The organism is Mycolicibacterium wolinskyi str. Jessa 2025, assembly GCF_049241375.1.
GTDB classification, from domain to species: domain Bacteria; phylum Actinomycetota; class Actinomycetes; order Mycobacteriales; family Mycobacteriaceae; genus Mycobacterium; species Mycobacterium wolinskyi.
In genome coordinates this window covers 4,702,957-4,723,338 of sequence record NZ_CP185960.1, presented here as the reverse complement: position 1 = coordinate 4,723,338, position 20,382 = coordinate 4,702,957, and the positions used below count along the sequence as shown (strand labels likewise).

The window sequence follows — 20,382 nt, the reverse complement described above, 5'->3', positions numbered from 1 at the left end:
TATTCACGACCCGGAGGTTGCCCCGAATGTCCTGGTTCCCCAAAGCCTTTGCCGCGGCGTGTACCGCGGTCGCCCTCATCGCGGGAGCGACGGCGTGCGCCGACGAATCCGCGGGTCCGGACACCGAGGGCACCGATGCGTTGAGCATCTCGGCCACCGGGGTCGACAGCTTGCCGTTCATGGCCATCTTGCAGGTCGGCATCGACAAGGGCTGGTTCTCCGAGCAGGGGCTCAACGTCGATCTGTACTCCGGCGGCGGTGGTGGAAATACCCTGCGGGTGGTCACCAGCGGGGACGCCGACATGGCCATCGCCGGGAACAGCTCCGTGATTCTCGCTGCGCAGCAACCGAATTCGAACCTGAAGGTGGTTGCCCCGTGGTTCCAGATCAACGATTTCTCCTGGATCTCCCCGCCGGGACGCAAGCTGGAGAATGCGACCCTCGGGTTCAGCTCCGCAGGCTCGTCCACCGAACTCATCGTCAAGGGGCTCGAGCGCAAGCTCGGCGTCAAGTCGCAGGCCGTCGGGCCGATGGGTGACAACTGGACCGCGGCCAAGGCGGGCCAGATCACCGCCGGCTGGGCCATGCAGCCGTTCATCGCCGACAAGCAGGCATCCGAGCGTGCCGAGGTGCTCGTCGACTCGCGCGACGTCGTGGGCGATCTGCCTGCCGACCTCGTCGCCGTCAACACCGAATACGCCGAACAGAACCCCGACAACATCCGCAACTTCTTCGTGGTCGCCAACCGGCTCAACGAATGGCTCGTGGCCAACCCGGACGAAGCCGCGGCCGAGATCGCACCGCTTGTCGGCGTCACGCCCGAGGTGATGAAGTCGGCCTTCGCCAACAATCCCGACCTCGCGAAGGGATACTCGTTGAAGGTCGACACCGCGGGGCTGACCAATCTCTCGGAGCTGATGGTGGGTGCGGGCCAGATCTCCGAGCCGATCGACTGGGCCACCATGCTCGACCAGCAGTATCTGCCCGACGACGCACGGGCGGACTTCTGAGCCAGCACACCCACTAACTCCGAGAGGCATACCCATGGATCGCGACGGCATCCAGATCGACGACGTGTCGGTCGTGTTCGACGCCCCGGCAGGCAAGGTGACGGCCGTAACCGGTATCACCCAGCATGTGCCGCACTCCAGCTTCGTGTCCATCGTCGGGCCGAGTGGATGCGGGAAATCGACCCTGCTGGCGGTGATCTCGGGACTGCAGAAGGCGTCGACCGGGCAGGTCCGCGTCGCCGGAAAGCCCGTGACGGGCCCGGACCCCTCGATCGGCGTGGTGTTCCAGGAGGATTCGACCCTGCCGTGGCGCACGGTCGAGGAGAACGTCGCGTTCGCCATGGAGATGATCGGTGTCGACAAGGCCTCGCGCCGTCAGCGGGCCAAGGACGCGATCGAGCTCGTCGGTCTCGACGGGTTCGAGAAGTCCTACCCGTCCATGCTTTCCGGCGGCATGCGGCAACGCGTCGCGCTGGCGCGCACGCTCGCGGTGCAGCCCGAGGTCGTGCTGATGGACGAACCGTTCGCGGCACTCGACCAGCAGACCCGGCTGTTCCTCGGCGCCGAGGTGCGGCAGATCTGGGCGCGCACCCACCAGACCATCGTGTTCGTCACGCACGACATCTCCGAGGCGATCCTGCTGTCGCAACAGGTTTGGGTGATGTCGTATCGGCCCGGTTCGATCATCGACGTCGTCGACATCGACCTGCCCGACGAACGAGACGCGAGCATGGTCTCCACGCCTCAGTTCAACGAGCTGCAGAACCGCATCTGGACGTCGCTGCAGGCCGAATCCATGCGCGGGTTCAAGCAGCAGGAGGCTGCCAGCACGTGACGACTTCGTATGTGGCACAAGACGACTTGCCCACCGAAACCATGTCGCCCAACAATGGCCCGGCGCAGCCCGTCCGCCGCAAGCGCAAGGTCAGCAACTTCGCGCTGAGTGGCATCTCGACGGTTGTGCTGATCGTCGCGTTCCTGGTGTTCGCCGAGATCGGGGCCCGCGCCGGGTTGTGGAGCGACCGGGTCCTGCCCGCGCCCTCGGTCATCCTGGCCGAACTGGGCCGGCTGCTGGGCCGGGCGCAGTTCTGGGACGACGCCGCACGCACCGGCATCGAGGTTGCGTTCTCGATCGTGTTCGGCAGCCTCTTCGGTTTCGCGGCCGGGCTGATCTTCTGGAAGTTGCCCGCCGTGGGGCGGATCTTCGAGCCGTATCTGGTCTCGTTCTACGCCGTGCCGCTGGTGCTGTTCTATCCGGTGATGATCGTGCTCGTCGGGATCAACGCCATGTCGGTGATCATCCTCGCGACCATCATGGCCGCGATCCCGATGGCGCTCAACACCGCGGTCGGGCTCAACTCGATGCCGCCGGTGTACATGAAGCTGGCCCGCTCACTCAAGGCGTCCCCGCGCCAGACCCTGTTCGCGATCGCGATCCCCGCGGCAGGCCCGTTCATCGTCGCGGGTCTGCGGCTCGCCGTGGTCTACGCGTTGATCGGCACCATCGCGATGGAGTTCACCACCGCGCAGGCCGGCCTGGGGTATCGCATCCGGTACCTCTACGAAATCTTCAACAACAACGAGATGTTCGCCTACATCGCCGTGGTGCTCGTGCTCTCGTGCATTCTCACGGTGCTGCTGGCACTCGTGGAACGTGTTTTGCTGCGCGGGAGGAATCGATGACTTCGACCGAGAGCAAGCCCGTGGCGCCACCGCGGGCCGCGGCACCATCGACGTCGCAGCGGCTGCGCGCGCTGCTGGGTAACCAGGCGGTCGGTGCGACGCTGCTGGCCGTCCTGGTGGTGCTCATCTGGGAGGTCTTCTCCGACCTGACCTTCGTGATCCCCTCGCCGGTCCAGACGATCGGCGTGCTGATCGAGAACCTGTCCGACCCGGCCTATCTGTTCGATCTGCGGGTCACCGCGCAGTCGGTGTTCCTGGCCTTCGTGATCGGAACCGCGATCGGCGGCGGGCTCGGGCTGCTGCTCGGCCTGTCGGAGCGCTTGCGGCTGATCTTCGAGCCGATCCTGATCATGCTCAACGGCATTCCCAAGATCGTGCTGTACCCGGTGTTGCTGCCGATCTTCAGCCTGACGGGTTCGAAGGTCGTGATGGGTGTGCTGTTCGCACTGTTCCCGGTGCTGATCAACGTGTCCACCGGCGTGCAGGAGATCCCGCGGGTCTACTGGAAGCTCGCCCGTTCGGTCCGCGCCAACGCGTGGCAGATGCTGGTTCACATCATCATTCCCGCGATCCGGCGCCCGCTGCTGACCGGTATCCGGCTGGCGGTGAGCCTTGCGGTGGTCGGTGTGGTGCTCTCCGAGTTCTTCGCCACCAGAAGGGGTTTGGGCCGGGTCGTGCTGCAGTCCTACAGTCACGGCGACTACCCGTCGATGGTCGCCACGATCATGTTGCTGATCACCATCTCGTTCGCGATCTCGATCGCCTTGTGGCAATGGGAAAAACGACTTCATTGACCGGCTACATCGGCAGTTCGGTGCGACGTCGCGAAGACGAACGGCTGCTCGACGGGCGGGGGCAGTTCGTGGCGGACCGCGCCGCGGGTGCACACCATGTCGTCTTCGTGCGGTCCACCGAACCGCACGCCGCGATCAAGCGGATCGACGTGTCGGCCGCCGAGCACATGCCCGGCGTGGTCGGTGTTTTCACCGCAAGCGATCTCGGTATCTGCGGCGTGCCCATCCCGACGCTCACCACCCCTGATCCGCAGTTCACCGCGGCGACCTCCTGCGTGCTCGCCGAACAGCGACTCCCGATCCTGGCTTCCGATCGCGTGCACTACGCCGGCCAGCCGATCGCCGTCGTCATCGCCGAAGACCGGTACCGCGCCGAGGATGCCCTGGAAGCGATCGAGGTCGTCTACGAACCCAGGCCCGCGGTCACCGATCCGCTCGAGGCGCTCGAGCCCGACTGCGCGGTGCTGTTCGATCACCTCGACGGGAACGAGGCAGCGCGGCTGAACTACTCGTTCGGTGACCCCGACGCCGCATTCGCCGCCGCCGCGACCGTCGTCACCGGCACGTACCGCATGAACCGGCACGGGGCCGTACCGCTCGAATGCCGCGGTGTGCTCGCACAGTTCGACGCGAGGCGCGCGCGCGTCGAAGTGACCACGTCGACGCAGGTTCCGCACATGGTGCGCAACGCGATCTGCGCGGTGACCGGTTGGTCACGCCAGGAGATCAAGGTGTCGGTGCCCGATGTGGGCGGCGGATTCGGCACCAAGGCCAACGTGTACGCCGAGGAGATCCTGCTCGCCCTCCTGTCGCGGCAGACCGGGCACCGGTTGATCTGGGTGGAGGATCGCCAAGAGCATCTGGTGGCCAGCGCACAGGGCCGCGATCAACTGCACCGCACCCGGCTCGCGCTGGACGGCGAAGGCCACATCCTGGCCTGGGCCGATGATTTCGTCGTCGACATCGGCGCCGGAAGCCTGTGGGTCGCGGGCATCATCGCCAACACCGCGATCCATCTGCTCGGCCCGTACCGCATCCCGGCCGCCGACATCGCCGGGCGGGCGGCTCTGACCAACAAGACCCTGGTCGCGCAATACCGCGGCGCGGGCCGGCCGGAAGCCACGTTCGCGCTCGAACGCAGCCTGGACGCCGCGGCTCGCGAACTCGGCCTGACCGGTGACGAGATCCGGCGGCGCAACCTGCTCACCGATGCCGACATGCCGTACCCGCGGCCCATCCCGTACCGCGACGGGGTCCCGATCTCCTACGACGGCCGCGACTACCGGGCCTGTCTTGAGTCGGTGCTCGACGCGTTGCCGCGCGACGAGGTGACGCGTTGTGCGGCAAGGTATCCGCAGTACCGCATCGGCTACGGCCTGGCGTCGTACCTGGAGGCCACCGGCCGTGGACCGCACGAGACCGCCCGGATGCGGCTGCTGCCGGGCGGCCGGTTCGAGGTGACCGCGGGAGCGGCATCGGCCGGGCAGGGACACGAGACGGTGTTCGCTCAGGTGGCTGCCGAGGCGTTGGGCGTGCCCATCGCAAATGTCGCCTATGTCGCCGGCGACACCGAACGATTGCCCGACGGGGTAGGGACATTCGCGAGCAGGTCGGCCATCCTGGCGGGTTCGGCCGTGCACACGGCCGCGGGTCAACTCGTCGACCTCGCGATCGATCGCGTCGCCCGCCTGTCGGGTGCCGAGCACTGCGACATCCAATATGCCGACGGGCGTTTCCATGTCGCCGCCGGTCACGCCGTCAGCTGGGAGGAGTTGGCGTGTGCCATCGCGGTGGGCGGTGACCAGGAGGGCGGTGGGGCACTCGATGTCACCGCGGTCTACCGGGTACCGACCGTGACGTGGACGATGGGCGTGCACGCGGCGATCGTCGGTGTGCACCGCCGGACGGGCATCGTCAAGGTGTTGCGCTACGCGGTTTCTCATGAGGGCGGACGCGAGATCAACCCCAAGATCGTCGAGGGACAGATCATCGGCGGCGTGGCCCAGGGCGTCGGCGGGGCCCTGTTCGAGCACTGGGAATACTCCGATTCCGGCCAGCCCCAGTCGACCACGTTCGCCGCGTATCACCTGCCGTTGTCGACCGACGTGCCGCGCGTACGGGTGCGGCACCTGCATGTCGACACCCCGGTGAACCCGATCGGGGTCCGCGGAGCGGGGGAGAGCGGCACCATCGCCGTCTACGCTGCGCTCGCCGGTGCCGTCGACGATGCACTCGGCGGCCGGATTCACGTGGACAGCACACCGATCTCCACCGGCGTGTTGTGTCGCGCCCTGGCGAGGACGGCCTCGTGAAACCCGCGCCGTTCCACTACCTTCGCCCCGAATCGGTCGCCGAAGCACTCGAACAACTGGCGGCGTACCCGGATGCCAAGTTGATGGCGGGTGGGCAATCGCTGCTGGTGTTGATGAATCTGCGGTTGGCGCGGCCAAGCGTCATCATCGACATCGGCCACCTCGACGAACTCAAGCGAATCTTCGACGACACCGATGACCTGGTGCTCGGCGCGCTGGTGACCCACCGCACCGTCGAGGTCGATCCGCTGATCTCGGCGCGCACTCCGCTGCTCGCCGATGCCGCGCGATACATCGGCCACATCGGCATCCGCAACCGTGGCACCATCGGCGGATCGGTGGCCCATGCCGACCCCGCCGCCGAGATGCCCTTGGCGACACTGGTTCTCGGTGCGACATTCCATGTCGAATCGGCGACCAATGGGCGACGACAGATCGGCGCCGACGAGATGTTCGTGTCCTTCTACACCAATGCCCTGGAGCCCGACGAGATTCTCACCTGGATATCGGTCCCCGCCATCCGCGCCGGACAGGGCTGGGGCTTCGTCGAATATGCCCATCAGCACGGCGATTACGGCCTGGCCGGCGCGGGCTGCCTACTCGAGGTCGGCACCGACGGACGGATCGAATCGGTGCGGTGTGCGGTGCTCAGCGCCGCGGACCGGCCGTTGCTGTTCGTCGGTGACGACGCGGTCGGGCAGGCTCCGTCGGTTGCACTGTGGGAGGAGTTGGCTTCCCGGTGGGCCGACGCGACCGAACCGTCCTCGGCTGACCCGGACTACTCGCGGCGACTGTGCGAGACGGCGCTGATCCAGGCGCTCACCGCGGCCCAGCAACGGATCGGTGAAGATCAGGAGCGAATCCATGCAGGCAACTGAGCTGTCCGAGCCCGCGGCAGGGGTGGCCATATCGGTCATCGTCAACGGAAGGCTCGTGCAACGCACGGTGCCGCCGCGGCTCATGCTGGCGGACTTCCTTCGCGATGAACTCGCTTTGACGGGTACACATCTCGGTTGTGAGCACGGTGTGTGCGGTGCGTGTTCGGTGTTCGTCGACGGGCGCAGCATGCGGACGTGCCTGATGCTGGCGGTGCAGGTCGACGGGCTGCGGGTGACCACCGTCGAGGGCCTCGACGAGTTCGAGGAGACCCGGCGGCTGCGGCAGGCGTTCTCCGAACGAGGCGGCCTGCAGTGCGGTTTCTGCACACCCGGGTTTCTGGTGACCGCCGTCGAATTGCTGCGGGATCCCAACACCGACAAGCCCTTGACTGAAGACACGGTGCGAGAGGCGTTGTCGGGCAACATCTGCCGCTGTACCGGCTACCAGGGCATCGTGCAGGCCGTGCTGGACGCGGCTGACTGTTCTGAGTGATGCCGGTCCAGCTCCGCACGCCCGAGCTGCTGCGGCCGACCGGTAGCAGCCGCTGGGGTATGGCGGCCGCGCTCGCGTTTTCGCTTGGCGCCATCCTGGTCGTCACCGCGCTCGCCGGCCACGCCGAGCTCGGATCGGCCGTGGGGCTCGGTTTCGTGCTGACCGCGGTACCCGAACTGCCGACCACGTGGCGGCCTGGGCTTTCGGCCCTGTGCGTGCGGACGCTCACCGTGGTGGTCTGCGCCGGGATCGTCGTCCGGTTTGCGCCGTACGAACACCTTCTCGGTGCCGTCACGGTCCTGGCGGCCGTGTTCGGTGCGTTGGTTCCGCGGGTGGGGGCGACGGCGGGGCTCGCGGTCGTACTCATCGCCATCGATCTCGATGTCGGCGATCTTGCGGGCACCGGACGCCTGATCGCGCTGGTCCCGTATGTGATTGGTGCGGTGGTGGTGTCGGCCGCGTGGTTGGCGTGGTTCGGGGCGGCCCGGCTCAGCGGCCTTGCGCCGGATGAGGAGCGGGAACCGCGTCGGCCCGATCTCGGCCACGCGGCGCGCGTCGGTGTCGCCGTCGGATGCGCAGTCGCCGTGGCGGCGCTGCTGCCTGCCGACATGGTGGGCGGGCACTGGCTGGTGACGAGCGTGCTGCTGACGATCCAGCCCAGTCAGGGGCAGACCGGTATGCGCTTGGCGCAACGGCTTTCGGGCAACACCGTCGGTGCGGTGATCGCCGCGGTGCTGCTCGGTGCGCAGCCGCCTGCGCCCGTGACGATCGCGCTCACGGTCGTCCTGTTCCTGCTGGCGATGGCCCTGCGTCCGGTCAACTACACCTGGTGGGCCATCACCGGGCCGCCCGTGCTGTTGGTGATCAGCGAGTATCCGGAGCTGTTTCCCTGGTACGAGGGCGGGGTGCGGCTCGCGATGAACATCGGCGGTGCGCTCATCGTCGTGCTGGTCGTGTTCGCCGTGCCGACGCTTGTGCGGTTACGTGGGCGTCGGTGAGTGCGCGGCAGAAGGACTCATCGCACTATGCCGCACGCGAATTATCGGATAGTGTATACAAAATCCAACTGACTCAGGGGGGTATGTGACCACACTGCTCGTGGAGGACATCGGTCTCCTCGTGCACGGCGACGCGACGATCGCACCGGTGCGCGACACCACGCTGCTGATCGAGGACGGTCGCGTCGCGGGTATCGGCGTGGAGCACCCGAACCCCGATCGGGTGCTGTCGGCAGCCGGGTTGACTGTGATGCCCGGCCTCGTGGACGGCCATGTGCACCCAACCTTCGGCGAATGGACGCCGGCCCAGAACTCGATCGGGTGGATCGGCAACTACCTGCACGGCGGGACCACGTCGATGGTGTCGGCCGGCGAACTGCACATCCCCGGGCTCGACTTCGGCTCACTGACACCGGAACTTGTGCTCAGCATCGCCATCACGTCGAAGCACACGACCGGCCGCTCGCGGCCGTCGGGCGTCAAGGTCAACGCCGGAACGGTGCTGCTCGTGCCTGGCATGACCGAGGAGCATTTCGACCGCGCGCACCGCGAAGGCATCGAGCACCTGAAATTCATCTTCTACGACTGGAACCGGTTGGGGGACGGCGAGGCTCAGCGCTACGTCGACTGGGCGCACGACCGTGGCATGACCGTCAAGATGCATTCGGGCGGGGTGTCTCGCTCGGGATCGAGCCGGGTCGCCGGCCGCGACGTCGCGGTCGCGGTACGCCCCGACGTCGTCGGGCACATCTCCGGCGGCCCCATCCCGTCACCCGACGAGGACATCATCGGCATCATCGCCGATCTGCCGTCGGCCGCCATCGAGGTGTGCAGCTCGATGAACTACCGGGCCACCAAACTGGTGGCCGAGCAGCTCTCGGCGCGTGGTGAACTCAGCCGGCTGACCCTCGGGACCGACACGCCTGGCGGCACCGGCGTCATCCCGCGCGGAATGTTGCGCAACATCTGCTTCCTGTCCTCGATCTGCGGTGTCGACCCGGTGGCCGCAGTCGCTGCCGCAACCGGCCAGACCGCCAAGGCGCACGGCCTCGACACCGGTGTGCTGACCGAAGGAGCGCCTGCCGACCTGCTGGTCCTCGGACCGATCACCGGATCGACCGCAGCTGACGGGTTGGAGTGCTTTGCCCTGGGCGACCTGCCTGGCATCGCAGCCGTGCTCGTCGACGGCGTTCCGCTGGTCAAGACCCGAAGCGAACAGACCCCACCGCCCAGCCGTGCGGTGAGCTGGCGCGGTGAGTCCGTGCCGTCGGCGGCTCCGGCGCCGCCGCGCACCGGCTGCTGCTGAACCCGAACCACGACGAGAAAGATGACAGATATGACTGCGTCCCAGCGTGTTTCCGAGCCCGTGACCGCCGATACGCTGATCGGAACCGACGCGTTGCTCAGTGCCGAGGAACGCGAGATCCGCGACACCGTGCGATCTGTCGTCGACCGCCGGATCCGCCCGGACATCGCGACCTGGTACGAGGACGGCGAGCTACCGGCGCGCGAACTGGCCGTCGAACTCGGCAAACTGGGCCTGCTCGGCATGCACCTCAAGGGCTACGGGTGTGCCGGGACTTCGGCCGTGGCTTACGGTCTGGCCTGCCTTGAGCTCGAGGCGGGCGACTCCGGCATCCGCTCGTTGGTGAGCGTTCAGGGCTCACTGGCCATGTACGCCATCTACGCGTTCGGCAGCGACGAGCAGAAAAACCACTGGCTGCCCGACATGGCCACCGGTCACCGGATCGGCTGCTTCGGTCTCACCGAACCCGACCACGGATCCAATCCGGCCGGGATGCGCACCCGTGCAACGCGTTCGGGCGACGACTGGATCCTCACCGGCACCAAGATGTGGATCACCAACGGTTCGGTCGCCGACGTCGCGGTGGTCTGGGCGCGCACCGACGACGGTGTCCGCGGCTTCGTCGTCCCCACCGACACCCCAGGTTTCACGGCCAACACCATCAAATCCAAGATGTCCCTGCGGGCTTCGGTCACCAGCGAGCTCGTGCTCGACGGCGTGCGGCTGCCCGACAGCGCGCGGCTGCCCGGCGCGACGAGCCTCGGCGCGCCGCTGCGCTGCCTCAACGAAGCCCGGTTCGGCATCGTGTTCGGCGCGCTCGGAGCCGCCAGGGACTGTCTGGAAACCGCGCTCGACTACGCCAGATCGCGCGAGCAGTTCGGCCGTCCGATCGGCGGGTTTCAGCTGACCCAACAGAAGCTCGCGGACATGACGCTCGAATACGGCAAAGGCTTTCTGCTGGCGCTGCACCTCGGCAGGCGCAAGGATGCCGGCGAGCTGATTCCCGACCAGGTCAGCCTCGGCAAGCTCAACAACGTCCGGGAGGCGATCGGCATCGCCCGCACGGCCCGCACGATCCTCGGCGCGAGCGGCATCACCGCCGAATACCCGGTGATGCGCCACGCCAACAACCTCGAATCGGTATTGACCTACGAAGGCACCAGCGAGATGCATAGTCTGATCATCGGGCAGGCACTCACCGGAATCGGCGCGTTCCGCTGACGGCACAGCGACCGCATCGTTCAAACCAGCCGCGAGCTCAGGAGGCCAGGTGGCTCGTCCTCATCGAGAGTCGATCGACGAACACTTCACCACGACCGTCTCAGCGCTGCCGGCAGGCAGCGAGTCCTGGCCGGCTGGATCGGCGCTGACCGACGAGAAGGCGTTGGCACTGTTCGACGCCCAACTGGCCAGCCGCCACCTCGACCTCGCGGCCCGCTGGCTGCGTTCGCAGGGCAAGGGTTTCTACACGATCGGGTCATCCGGGCACGAAGGCAACGCCGCGGTGGCCGCGGCCCTGCGCCCGACCGATCCGGCACTGCTGCACTACCGGTCCGGCGGCTTCTACCTCGCCCGCGCCGCCCAGGTCCGTGGTTCCGACCCGGTGCGCGACGTGCTGCTCGGCATCGTCGCGGCGACCACCGAACCGATCTCGGGCGGGCGGCACAAGGTGTTCGGGCGTCACGACCTCAGCATCATCCCGCAGACCTCGACGATCGCGTCCCACCTACCGCGGGCGCTCGGCGTGGCCTTTTCGATCGCGCGGGCCCGCAAGCTCGACGTGACATGTGCCTGGCCCGATGACGCGGTGACGGTGTGCAGCTTCGGCGACGCGTCGGCCAACCACTCGACCGCCGTCGGCGCCATCAACGCCGCCCTGCACGCCGCCTACCAAGGGCTGCCCATGCCGCTGCTGTTCGTGTGCGAGGACAACGGCATCGGCATCAGCACCAAGACGCCGCGCGGTTGGGTCGCGCGCACCTACGCCCACCGCGAGGGGCTGGAGTACTTCGCGGCCGACGGCTGCGACGTGACCGACGCCTTCGACACCGCGCAGGCCGCCGCGAACTGGGTGCGCAGCCACCGCAAGCCCGCGTTCCTGCATCTGCGGACCGTGCGGCTGATGGGTCACGCCGGATCCGACTATGAACCGGCGTACCGCAGGCCCGACGAGATCATCGCCGACTACGACCGCGACCCCGTCGTGAACACCGCCAAAACTCTGATCGCGCACGGCATCCTGACACCGGCCGACGCCATCGAACGCTACGAGGCCAAACGCGCCGAGGTGATCGGAGCGGCGCGCGAGGTGAGCGATCTGCCGCAACTCGACAGCGCGCCCGCCGTGACCAGACCACTGCGCGACACCCTCGACGAGGCCAGAGCCGTCACCGTCACCCCCGGCGGCCCGGCAGGCGACGCGCTGACCCTGGCGCTGTCGATCAACAGGGCACTCAAGGACATCCTGGCCGAGCATCCGGAGGCCATCGTCTTCGGCGAAGACGTCGCACGCAAAGGCGGCGTCTACGGCGTCACGCGCGGCCTGCAGAACACCGCGGGCCCGGCGCGCGTGTTCGACACGCTGCTCGACGAACAGACCATCCTCGGCCTTGCGCTGGGCGCCGGGGTTTCCGGGTTACTGCCGATCCCCGAGATCCAGTACCTGGCCTACCTGCACAACGCCGCCGACCAGATCCGCGGCGAAGGCGCCACCCTGCAGTTCTTCTCCAATCGCCAGTACCGCAACCCCATGGTGGTGCGGATCGCGGGCTACGGATATCAGAAGGGCTTCGGCGGCCACTTCCACAACGACAACTCGATCGCCGCGATCCGCGACATCCCCGGGGTGGTGATCGCATCCCCCGCGCGACCCGACGACGCCGCGGCCATGCTGCACACGTGCGCCGCTGCGGCGAAAAGCGCTGCGGCGGTGTGCGTTTACCTCGAACCCATCGCGCTGTACCACACCAAGGACCTGTATGAGGACGGCGATTCGGAATGGCTGGCGCCCTATCCGCAGCGGCCGGTCCAGATCGGGCGGGCCCGGACGTACGGCGAAGGTGCCGACCTGACGATCCTGACGTTCGGCAACGGGGTGTGGATGAGCCTGCGCGTCGCGCGCCGACTGGAGCGGTCGGACATCGCCGCACGGGTGGTGGACCTGCGCTGGCTGGCGCCGCTCCCGGTCGATGACATGATCCGCGAAGCCAACGCCACCGGGCGCGTGCTCATCGTCGACGAAACCCGCGAGACGGGCGGTGTCGGTGAGGGTGTGCTCGCCGAGCTGCTTTCGCACGGATATACCGGGCGGGTGGACCGGGTCGCCAGCAGCGACAGCTTCATCCCGCTCGGCGACGCGGCGCTGCAGGTGCTGCTGTCCGAGGACACCATCGAGGCCGCCGCGGTGAAGCTTGCAACCGAACGGGCTTGATAGCTTGACCGGATGGCCGAACCTGTAACGCCGCCGGATTCCACCCGTCCGCTGGCCGGCGTGCGGATCATCGAGATCTCGAGCTTCGTCGCGGTGCCGCTGGCGGGCATGACCCTGGCTCAGCTCGGGGCCGAGGTGATACGCGTCGACCCCATCGGCGGTGCCGCCGACTACCGGCGCTGGCCGGTGACCGAGCACGGCGACAGCATCTACTGGGCCGGGCTGAACAAGGGCAAGCGGTCGGTGGCCGCCGATCTGCGGTCCCCCGAGGGGCAGCAGCTGGTGTCACGCCTGATCGCCGAGAGCGGTGTGCTGATCACCAATATCGCCGGGCGGCAATGGCATTCGTACGACACACTGAGCGCGCTGCGCGCAGACCTGATCCACGTCGAGGTGTCCGGCCGGGCTGACGGCGGTACCGGTGTGGATTACACGGTCAACGCGGGGCTGGGTTTCCCGCTCGTCACCGGGCCTCCACAGCTGTCCACTCCGGTCAACCACGTGCTGCCGGCCTGGGATGTCAGCTGCGGACTGTACGTCGCGCTCGCGGTGAGTGCCGCGCTGCGCCACCGCGACGCCAGCGGTGAGGGCGCACGGATCAGCATCCCGCTGGAGAACGTCGCGCTCGCGACCGCGGGCAATCTGGGCTTCCTCACCGAGGTGATGGTCAACGGAAACTCACGCGAACGCCTGGGCAACACCCTGTTCGGCACATACGGTCAGAACTTCACGAGCAGCGACGGTGTCGGCTTCATGCTCGTCGCACTCACCGGCCGTCACTTCCGTGACCTCACCGAGGTCACCGGAACCACCAAAGCCGTTGCGGCACTTGCCGAGGCGCTCGGCGCGGATTTCGGGGACGAGGGCCAGCGCTATCTCCACCGCGACGCGCTGACCGGGCTGTTCACGCTGTGGTTCAGTGAGCACACCGGCGCCGAGATCACCGCCGCCCTGTCGGGAACCTCGGTGCTGTGGGAGCGTTACCGCAGCTTCGCCGAGGTCGCAGGCGACGAGCGGGTCACGGCCAACCCGTTGTTTCGCGAGCTGGACCAGCCGCGCATCGGGCGCTACCTCGCGCCGGGCCTGCCGGTTCAGATCGGCGGTGCCTACCCGCCGGCCGTCGCCGCGCCCGCGCTCGGCGACGACACCGCAGCCGTGCTCGCCGACCACCTGGGGCTGGACCCCGCCGAGATCGCCGCACTGACCGAATCCGGCACGGTGGCAACAGGTTCCGCAGAGAAGTGAACACACTGCTGCAACTGCTCGACGTCGCGGGCGATGGCGATGTCTGGACCGGACGCGCCAGCGGACCGGCAGGCAAGCGAGCCTACGGCGGGCTGCTCGCAGCGCAGAGCCTGGCGGCGGCGTGCCGGACGGTGGACGGCGACCGGTCGCCGACCAACATGCACATGCAGTTCCTGCGCGGCGGCGACGCGGGAGAGCCCGCCGAATACCGCGTGCACCGCAGCTATGACGGCCGCACCGCGTCGGCGCGGCGCGTCGAGGCCTTCGAGCACGGAAGGATGCTGACGACGGCCACGGTGTCGTTCGCGACGCCACTGCCCGGCCCGGCGCACGGCCACCGTGCCGACCTGCCGCACGATCCCGAATCGCTGCCGCGCACCGGGCCGCCCGGCCCTGCGCCGTCACTTCCGCTGGACGAACTCGACATCCGGATCGCCGACGACGGTTCGAGTGGCGAGTTCGTGCGGCGGTTCTGGTGGCGGGTCACGACCGCGCTGCCCGATGATCCGACGCTGCACATGTTGGCGGCGGTGTATGTCACCGACCTGTACGGGATCGATCCGGCGCTGGCCGTGCACGGCCACAGCATGCGGTCGCGCAGCCACCGCAGCGGGACCACCGATTCGTCGATCTGGTTTCACCGCCCCGTGCGGGCCGACGCGTGGAACCTGTTGGAGCAGACGTCACCGGCGGCCGCGCGCGGTCGCGGGATCATCACCTCGAGCCTGATCGGCGTCGACGGCGCCATCGCCGCCACGCTGGTGCAGGAGGGGCTCGTGGCCGATCGCACGCCGGATTGACCGGCCGGCCCACCACTTCCGTGCCGCGGTCACGAGGTAGGTGAGGGCACACCCGACGATCAGCGAGGCCAGCACTCCGGCCGCGGGGTGCCCGTCGAACAGCGGGTACACCTGGTAGTGCGTGAGGTAGATGTAGAGCGAAGCCTCCGCCAGCACCCCGCACACGGCCGTCACCACCGGCGGGCAGCGCAATGCGGGCAACCAGATCAGGAGCGCAAAACCGGCCAGCACCAGCGCCTCCCGATGACTGTTGGCGAAATAGCCGTGCAAACCGACCGCCACTGCCACCGTGACCACCGCGCGCTGCCAGGTGTTGACGGCCTTGGCGGCCGCCCAGCCCACCGCGAAGAACCAGAAGGCCAACACCGTGAACCACGCCTCACGCCCCAGGCCGAACCCGGCCAGGTCGTAACGCAGCACGAGCCCGAACACCAGGAACGCCGCCGCGAATGCGAAGGGCCGGTGCCGTTCCCAACGGTCGACGCCCGGTAGCAAGCACACCACCGCCAGTCCCACGAGGATCCAGACCAGCACCTCCACGAACCACAGCCGACCCGCGGTCATGCTGTCGGGCGGCCCGAGAAACTTGTTGGCCAGCAACAGATTTGACAGGTGGTAGTCATCGGTGATAACCAGGGCGATGGCGACCCACACGATCGACGGCACCGCAACCCACGCGATCGTGCTGCGCAGGTGCCGCAGACGCTGAGTGCGCGACACCGGCGTCAAGCAGAAACGCCCGAAGTTGAAACCGGCGACTCCGAGTAACAGATGGGCGCCGCCCCACAACTTGAACAGGTCGGCATGTGAACCGACGATCAGGATGATCGCTGCCGCGCGCAGTGCGACGCTGGTCTCGACGGTCGAGGTCCAGCGGCGCCGCGGCGTGGAGAGCCGTTCGAGTTCGGCGAGCGTCATGCGATGCCAGTTCGCCGGAAGTCGGCCGAGCGCACGCTCCAGCCGCACCGACATCGCGACATAGGACAGCGAGTTTCCGCCGAGATCGATGAAACTGGCGTGCGGGTCGATGGCTGCGCGGTCGGTCTGCAGCACCTCGGCGAACAGCGTGCGAAGGTCGGTGCCGTCGGTGCTGGTTGTCGCGCGGCCGACGAGCTTGCGCACCGCGGGGTAATCCGGTTTGCCCGAGGGCAGCGTCGGCAGGTCGGCGACCACTGCCGCGCGCACGGCCGCCGCGGGAACGGCAGCCGCCGTGGCGGCGAGCTGCTGCACGTGCCGGGTGTCGTGGTGGCCTGCCGCGGCGACGGCGATGGCGTCGTCGTCGCCCGTGCACAGTGCTGTCACACCGTGTTCGGACAACGCGGTCTCCACCCGCTGCAGATCGATACGCAGACCGTACAGTTTCACGAAACGGCTTTTCCTGCCGACGATCTCGTACAGTCCGTCCGGCCCGCGGCGTGCGATGTCGCCGGTACGCAGTTCGTCGACGGTGCGGCCGAGCGCGAGGTCGTCGCGTCGTTGTGCGTAACCCAGCATCACGTTCGGCCCGCGATAGACCAGCTCGCCGGTGCCGTCGGGCCACCCGTCGAGCGGGTCGATGCGGAACTGACCGCCCGGTATCGGCCTGCCGATCGCCTGCGGCCGTGAGCGCACGAATTCCGGTGGCACATAAGCCATCCTGGCTGTCGCCTCGGTGGCGCCGTACATCACGAACACCTGCCAGCCACGCTGCTCCCCGAGGGTCGCGAGGTTGCGGACCCGTTCGGGTGCCAGCCGTCCGCCCGCCTGGGTGACATAGCGCAGATGGGGGAGTGGCATCGCGTCGAGGCCGATGCGGTCGAGCAGGTCGAACGTGTGCGGTACACCGGCGAAGCTCGTGCCGCGATGGTCGGCGAACAGCTGCCAGAACTCATCGTCGACCACCGATCGGTCGGTGAGGATCAGAGTCGCCCCCGACAGCAGGTGGCTGTTGACGACCGAGAGGCCGTAGCAGTAGTGCATGGGCAATGTCGTTGCGGCCCGGTCGGTCTCGCGGATATCGAGGTAGTCGGCGATCGCGGCGGCATTGCTCAACAGGTTCGTGTGCGACAAGCGCACGAGCTTCGGCGACCCGGTGCTGCCCGAGGTCGACATCAGCAGCGCGAGGTCGTCGTGCAACCGGTGCGCGCCCGTGCGCCGTCGATGGTGAACCCCGGCCGCGTCGACCACGGTGTCGGGTGAGTAGGTCTGGGTGATCGCCGAGTGGTCGCCGCCGGCCGGCACGGGCAATGCCACGTGTCCGCCGTCGAGCGCGCCGAGGTAGTGGACCAGGGTGGTGAGATCGTTGCGCGTCTCGAGCAGCACGAGCCGTCGCCCTGGCCCGATGGCGTCGACGGCCGCCGATACCCGGTCGGCGAGATCCCGATAGGTCACGCGCTCGAACTCGGTGAACACCGCAATCCGGTCACCGTGCCGGCGCAGCGCGTCGGAAAGGAAGTTCGAGGCCGACTGCATCACATCCGGCAAACCCTTCCGTGTCGCGCGTGTGTATCGACTTTACCGGCGCCGCCGATACCCGGAGACGTCATGCGGGAAGCCGCTGCGACCGGATGTCCGTACGGTAGTAAGCGCGGCTAGCTAACCCGTCCAGCAGTGGAGGAAGTACATGGTGGAATTCGACGGCACGGTTCGCGAGGACATCAGGGACTCGGTGCCCGACTGGGCGCCCTACCGGGGTGCCACCGCACCCGCGGGCGCGCCGAACGTGCTGTATCTGCTGTGGGACGACACGGGCATCGCGACCTGGGATTGCTACGGTGGCCTCGTCGAGATGCCCAACATGTCGCGCATCGCCGACCGCGGGATCCGGTTGACGCAGTTCCACACCACCGCGTTGTGTTCGCCGACCCGAGCCTCGCTGCTCACCGGGCGCAACCCGACCTCGGTGGGGGTGGCTTCCGTACTGAATCTGGCCGACGGATATCCCGGGCACAACGGGCGCATCCCCGCCGAGACCGCGCTGATGTCGGAAGTGCTGGCCGAACGGGGATGGTCGACATATGCCGTCGGAAAGTGGCACCTCACACCGCTCGAGGATTGCCACGCCGCGGGGTCACGCCGCTACTGGCCGTTGAACCGCGGATTCGACCGGTTCTACGGATTCCTCGACGGCATGACCGACCAGTGGTACCCGAGCCTCGTCCGGGACAACCAGCCGATCGACCCACCGTCCACCCCGGAGCAGGGCTATCACCTGTCGAAGGATCTCGCCGACAACGCCATTGGCTTTCTGCGCGACCACCGTGCCGCCGCGCCGGACAAGCCCTGGTTCATGTACCTGTGTCCGGGCGCCGGGCACTCGCCGCACCAGGTCTCTCCCGAATGGGCCGACAAATACCGCGGCCGTTTCGACATGGGCTACGAGCAGTACCGCGAGCTCGCGCTGGCCAATCAGAAGAAGCTCGGTCTGGTGCCGCCCGAAACCGAACTCTCCCCGATGAATCCGTACGCTCGAGCCACCAGCCCCGACGGCATACCGTGGCCCGAGCACGAGAACGTCCGGCCGTGGGAGTCGCTGTCGGACGATGACAAACGCGTGTCCTGCCGGATGGCCGAGGTGTTCGCCGGATTCCTCAGCTACACCGATGCGCAGATCGGACGGGTGCTCGACTACCTGGAAGACACCGGGCAGCTGGACAACACGATCGTCGTCATCATGTCCGACAACGGGGCCAGCGGCGAGGGCGGCCCGATGGGAGCCATCGACGAATCCGTACCCATGTTCGGCAGCGCCGACACGACCGGGGAAGGACTGCGGCTCTACGACGAACTCGGCGGGCCCGCAACGCAGCTCAACTACTCGAACGGTTGGGCGATGGCATTCAACACGCCGTACAAGCTGTTCAAGCGCTACGCCTCGCACGAAGGCGGGATCGCGGATCCGTGCGTGATCTCGTGGCCGGCCGGGCTGTCACCGCGGGGCGCGGTGCGCGATCACTATGCCCATGTCAGTGACGTGACGCCGACGGTCTACGACCTGCTGGGCATCACCGACGTGGGCGAAGTCAAGGGCATCGCACAGCGGCCGCTGGAGGGCGTCAGTTTCGCTGCGGCCCTGCACGATCCGGCTGGTGGGACGGCCAAGGATACGCAGTTCTATTCGATGATGGGCACCCGCGGTATCTGGCACGACGGGTGGTTCGCCAACACCGTGCACCCGCCGACGTGTGCGGGTCCGCGGGGCTGGTCGCAGTTCGATCAGGATCGCTGGGAATTGTTCCGGATCGAAGCCGATCGCAGCCAGATCCACGATCTCGCGGCCGAGCATCCCGACAAGCTGGCCGAGCTCAAGGCGTTGTGGCACGAGAAAGCTGTTGAGTACCAGGCATTTCCGCTCAGCGATCTGAGCACCGGGGAACTCATCGCCCGTGGTGCGGCCACCGCCGCTGCGCCGTTGCCACGCGCGGTCTACCACGCGGGCACGCCGGCCGGGCACACGTCGTTTCGTGGGCTGGTCAGGGGCCGGTCCTTCGTGGTGACCGCGGTGGTCACGGTCGAGAGCGACGCCGCAGCGGGAGTGTTGTTCTCGCAAGGCAACCGGTCGGGCGGCCACGTGCTGTTCCTCCAGGGCGCGCGCCTCCGATACGTCTGCAATATCGGCGGCGTCGAGCGCGCCGTCACATCCGACGAGCCGATTACAGTGGGGCGGCATGTTTTCCGTGCGGCATTCACGCGGACCGGATCGATCGACGGAACCTTCGCCATGATCGGGGACGTCGTGTTGTCGGTCGACGACCGTGTCGTCGGCGCGGCCGAGGGCGTCGCGATCAACGGTCTCGACATCATGCAGACCGTGTCGGCGGGCCGCAGTGTCGTGTACTCGGTGTCGTCGGCGTTCGACTCGCCGTATCCGCTCACGGGCGGCGTCCTGGACCACGTCACCGTCGACTTCGCCGGGGACGCCGCGGGCGCGGGCGGAGTGCTCGACGTGGCGTTTCAGCGTGACTGACGTCGGGTTGCCGATGTCCGACCCGCGAGCCCTGTGGATGAAGTCAAGGTTGGGGATAACCCGGTGAGTTGAGCCCGTTCCGGGCCGGATCTGTCGGACCGTGGCTGCACGGTGTCGACATGACTTCTTTGACACGGGCCGAGATCGGCGCTCTCGGCGAACAGTTGGCGGTCGACCATCTGACGGCCGCCGGGTTGCGGACGTTGGTCCGCAATTGGCGGTGCCGGTACGGCGAACTCGACGTGATCGCGGAAGACCCGGATGCGCGCACCGTGGTCTTCGTCGAGGTGAAGACCCGCACCGGCGACGGCTTCGGGGGCATCGCCGAGGCGGTCACGGCCCAGAAGGTGCGCACCATCCGCCGGTTGGCCGCGCTGTGGCTGGCCGAGCAGGACACGCGGTGGGCCGAGGTGCGGATCGATGTGATCGGCATCCGGATCGGCCGGCGCCGTGAACCCGAGCTCACTCACCTGAAAGGGGTGGGTTGA

At 67.8% G+C, this 20,382-nt stretch carries 16 protein-coding genes; 15 read left to right on the top strand and 1 reads right to left on the bottom strand.

What is annotated here, in order from left to right; all coding sequences use genetic code 11:
- Positions 1–26: 26 nt before the first annotated feature.
- The 13 genes from ACOI2T_RS23370 (at position 27) to ACOI2T_RS23310 (ending at position 14,949) form a co-directional block, all read left to right on the top strand.
- Positions 27–1,010, top strand: a complete 984-nt coding sequence (locus ACOI2T_RS23370; protein ID WP_409506237.1) for an ABC transporter substrate-binding protein — start codon at positions 27–29, stop codon at positions 1,008–1,010.
- A gap of 34 nt (positions 1,011–1,044) precedes the next feature.
- Positions 1,045–1,845 (top strand): ABC transporter ATP-binding protein, encoded by an 801-nt coding sequence (locus tag ACOI2T_RS23365; RefSeq protein WP_067854262.1) that lies wholly within the window; start codon positions 1,045–1,047, stop codon positions 1,843–1,845.
- A complete protein-coding gene (locus ACOI2T_RS23360; protein WP_409506236.1) occupies positions 1,842–2,693 on the top strand; it encodes an ABC transporter permease in 852 nt (283 codons plus the stop codon). The genes ACOI2T_RS23365 and ACOI2T_RS23360 overlap by 4 nt, the downstream gene beginning before the upstream one ends.
- A complete protein-coding gene (locus ACOI2T_RS23355; RefSeq protein WP_409506235.1) occupies positions 2,690–3,487 on the top strand; it encodes an ABC transporter permease in 798 nt (265 codons plus the stop codon). Before ACOI2T_RS23360 ends, ACOI2T_RS23355 begins: the two co-directional genes overlap by 4 nt.
- A complete protein-coding gene (locus ACOI2T_RS23350; protein ID WP_409506234.1) occupies positions 3,466–5,799 on the top strand; it encodes a xanthine dehydrogenase family protein molybdopterin-binding subunit in 2,334 nt (777 codons plus the stop codon). Before ACOI2T_RS23355 ends, ACOI2T_RS23350 begins: the two co-directional genes overlap by 22 nt.
- On the top strand, positions 5,796–6,677 hold the full coding sequence (locus ACOI2T_RS23345; RefSeq protein WP_409506233.1) for an FAD binding domain-containing protein: 882 nt from the start codon (positions 5,796–5,798) through the stop codon (positions 6,675–6,677). Before ACOI2T_RS23350 ends, ACOI2T_RS23345 begins: the two co-directional genes overlap by 4 nt.
- Positions 6,664–7,170, top strand: a complete 507-nt coding sequence (locus ACOI2T_RS23340) for a (2Fe-2S)-binding protein (RefSeq protein ID WP_409506232.1) — start codon at positions 6,664–6,666, stop codon at positions 7,168–7,170. Before ACOI2T_RS23345 ends, ACOI2T_RS23340 begins: the two co-directional genes overlap by 14 nt.
- Positions 7,170–8,168: an FUSC family protein gene (locus ACOI2T_RS23335; RefSeq protein WP_409506231.1), complete on the top strand. Its 999-nt coding sequence runs from the start codon at positions 7,170–7,172 to the stop codon at positions 8,166–8,168. The genes ACOI2T_RS23340 and ACOI2T_RS23335 overlap by 1 nt, the downstream gene beginning before the upstream one ends.
- Before the next feature lie 85 nt (positions 8,169–8,253).
- Positions 8,254–9,474 carry an amidohydrolase family protein gene (locus ACOI2T_RS23330; RefSeq protein WP_409506230.1) on the top strand — a complete coding sequence of 407 codons (1,221 nt, stop codon included), beginning with the start codon at positions 8,254–8,256 and terminating at the stop codon, positions 9,472–9,474.
- A 30-nt stretch (positions 9,475–9,504) separates the two neighbouring features.
- Entirely contained in the window at positions 9,505–10,695 is a 1,191-nt protein-coding gene (locus ACOI2T_RS23325; protein ID WP_409506229.1) for an acyl-CoA dehydrogenase family protein, read from the top strand.
- Between the two features lie 49 nt (positions 10,696–10,744).
- The gene (locus tag ACOI2T_RS23320; RefSeq protein ID WP_409506228.1) at positions 10,745–12,904 is read left to right on the top strand and encodes a dehydrogenase E1 component subunit alpha/beta; all 2,160 of its coding nucleotides are present in this window, start codon (positions 10,745–10,747) and stop codon (positions 12,902–12,904) included.
- A 12-nt stretch (positions 12,905–12,916) separates the two neighbouring features.
- Positions 12,917–14,149 (top strand): CoA transferase, encoded by a 1,233-nt coding sequence (locus ACOI2T_RS23315; RefSeq protein ID WP_409506227.1) that lies wholly within the window; start codon positions 12,917–12,919, stop codon positions 14,147–14,149.
- Positions 14,146–14,949, top strand: a complete 804-nt coding sequence (locus tag ACOI2T_RS23310) for an acyl-CoA thioesterase (RefSeq protein ID WP_409506226.1) — start codon at positions 14,146–14,148, stop codon at positions 14,947–14,949. Before ACOI2T_RS23315 ends, ACOI2T_RS23310 begins: the two co-directional genes overlap by 4 nt.
- On the opposite strand, the gene ACOI2T_RS23305 is transcribed toward ACOI2T_RS23310, so the two are convergent.
- Positions 14,833–17,400, bottom strand: coding sequence for an AMP-binding protein (locus tag ACOI2T_RS23305; protein WP_409506283.1), 2,568 nt, complete (start codon positions 17,398–17,400; stop codon positions 14,833–14,835). The genes ACOI2T_RS23310 and ACOI2T_RS23305 overlap by 117 nt on opposite strands.
- Before the next feature lie 151 nt (positions 17,401–17,551).
- Here ACOI2T_RS23305 and ACOI2T_RS23300 point away from each other — a divergent pair, with 151 nt between their 5' ends.
- Both ACOI2T_RS23300 and ACOI2T_RS23295 read left to right on the top strand, forming a co-directional pair.
- Complete coding sequence (locus tag ACOI2T_RS23300; protein WP_409506225.1) at positions 17,552–19,894, top strand: arylsulfatase; 2,343 nt, start codon at positions 17,552–17,554, stop codon at positions 19,892–19,894.
- Positions 19,895–20,013: 119 nt separating this feature from the next.
- Positions 20,014–20,382, top strand: a complete 369-nt coding sequence (locus ACOI2T_RS23295; RefSeq protein ID WP_067854298.1) for a YraN family protein — start codon at positions 20,014–20,016, stop codon at positions 20,380–20,382.

Bases quoted from the DNA above. Each gene is read 5' to 3' on its own strand.
- ACOI2T_RS23370 (WP_409506237.1), top strand. From the start codon at position 27: ATGTCCTGGTTCCCCAAAGCCTTTGCCGCGGCGTGTACCGCGGTCGCC.
- ACOI2T_RS23365 (WP_067854262.1), top strand. From the start codon at position 1,045: ATGGATCGCGACGGCATCCAGATCGACGACGTGTCGGTCGTGTTCGAC.
- ACOI2T_RS23355 (WP_409506235.1), top strand. From the start codon at position 2,690: ATGACTTCGACCGAGAGCAAGCCCGTGGCGCCACCGCGGGCCGCGGCA.
- ACOI2T_RS23350 (WP_409506234.1), top strand. From the start codon at position 3,466: ATGGGAAAAACGACTTCATTGACCGGCTACATCGGCAGTTCGGTGCGA.
- ACOI2T_RS23340 (WP_409506232.1), top strand. From the start codon at position 6,664: ATGCAGGCAACTGAGCTGTCCGAGCCCGCGGCAGGGGTGGCCATATCG.
- ACOI2T_RS23335 (WP_409506231.1), top strand. From the start codon at position 7,170: ATGCCGGTCCAGCTCCGCACGCCCGAGCTGCTGCGGCCGACCGGTAGC.
- ACOI2T_RS23325 (WP_409506229.1), top strand. From the start codon at position 9,505: ATGACTGCGTCCCAGCGTGTTTCCGAGCCCGTGACCGCCGATACGCTG.
- ACOI2T_RS23315 (WP_409506227.1), top strand. From the start codon at position 12,917: ATGGCCGAACCTGTAACGCCGCCGGATTCCACCCGTCCGCTGGCCGGC.
- ACOI2T_RS23305 (WP_409506283.1), bottom strand. From the start codon at position 17,400: ATGCAGTCGGCCTCGAACTTCCTTTCCGACGCGCTGCGCCGGCACGGT.
- ACOI2T_RS23300 (WP_409506225.1), top strand. From the start codon at position 17,552: ATGGTGGAATTCGACGGCACGGTTCGCGAGGACATCAGGGACTCGGTG.
- ACOI2T_RS23295 (WP_067854298.1), top strand. From the start codon at position 20,014: ATGACTTCTTTGACACGGGCCGAGATCGGCGCTCTCGGCGAACAGTTG.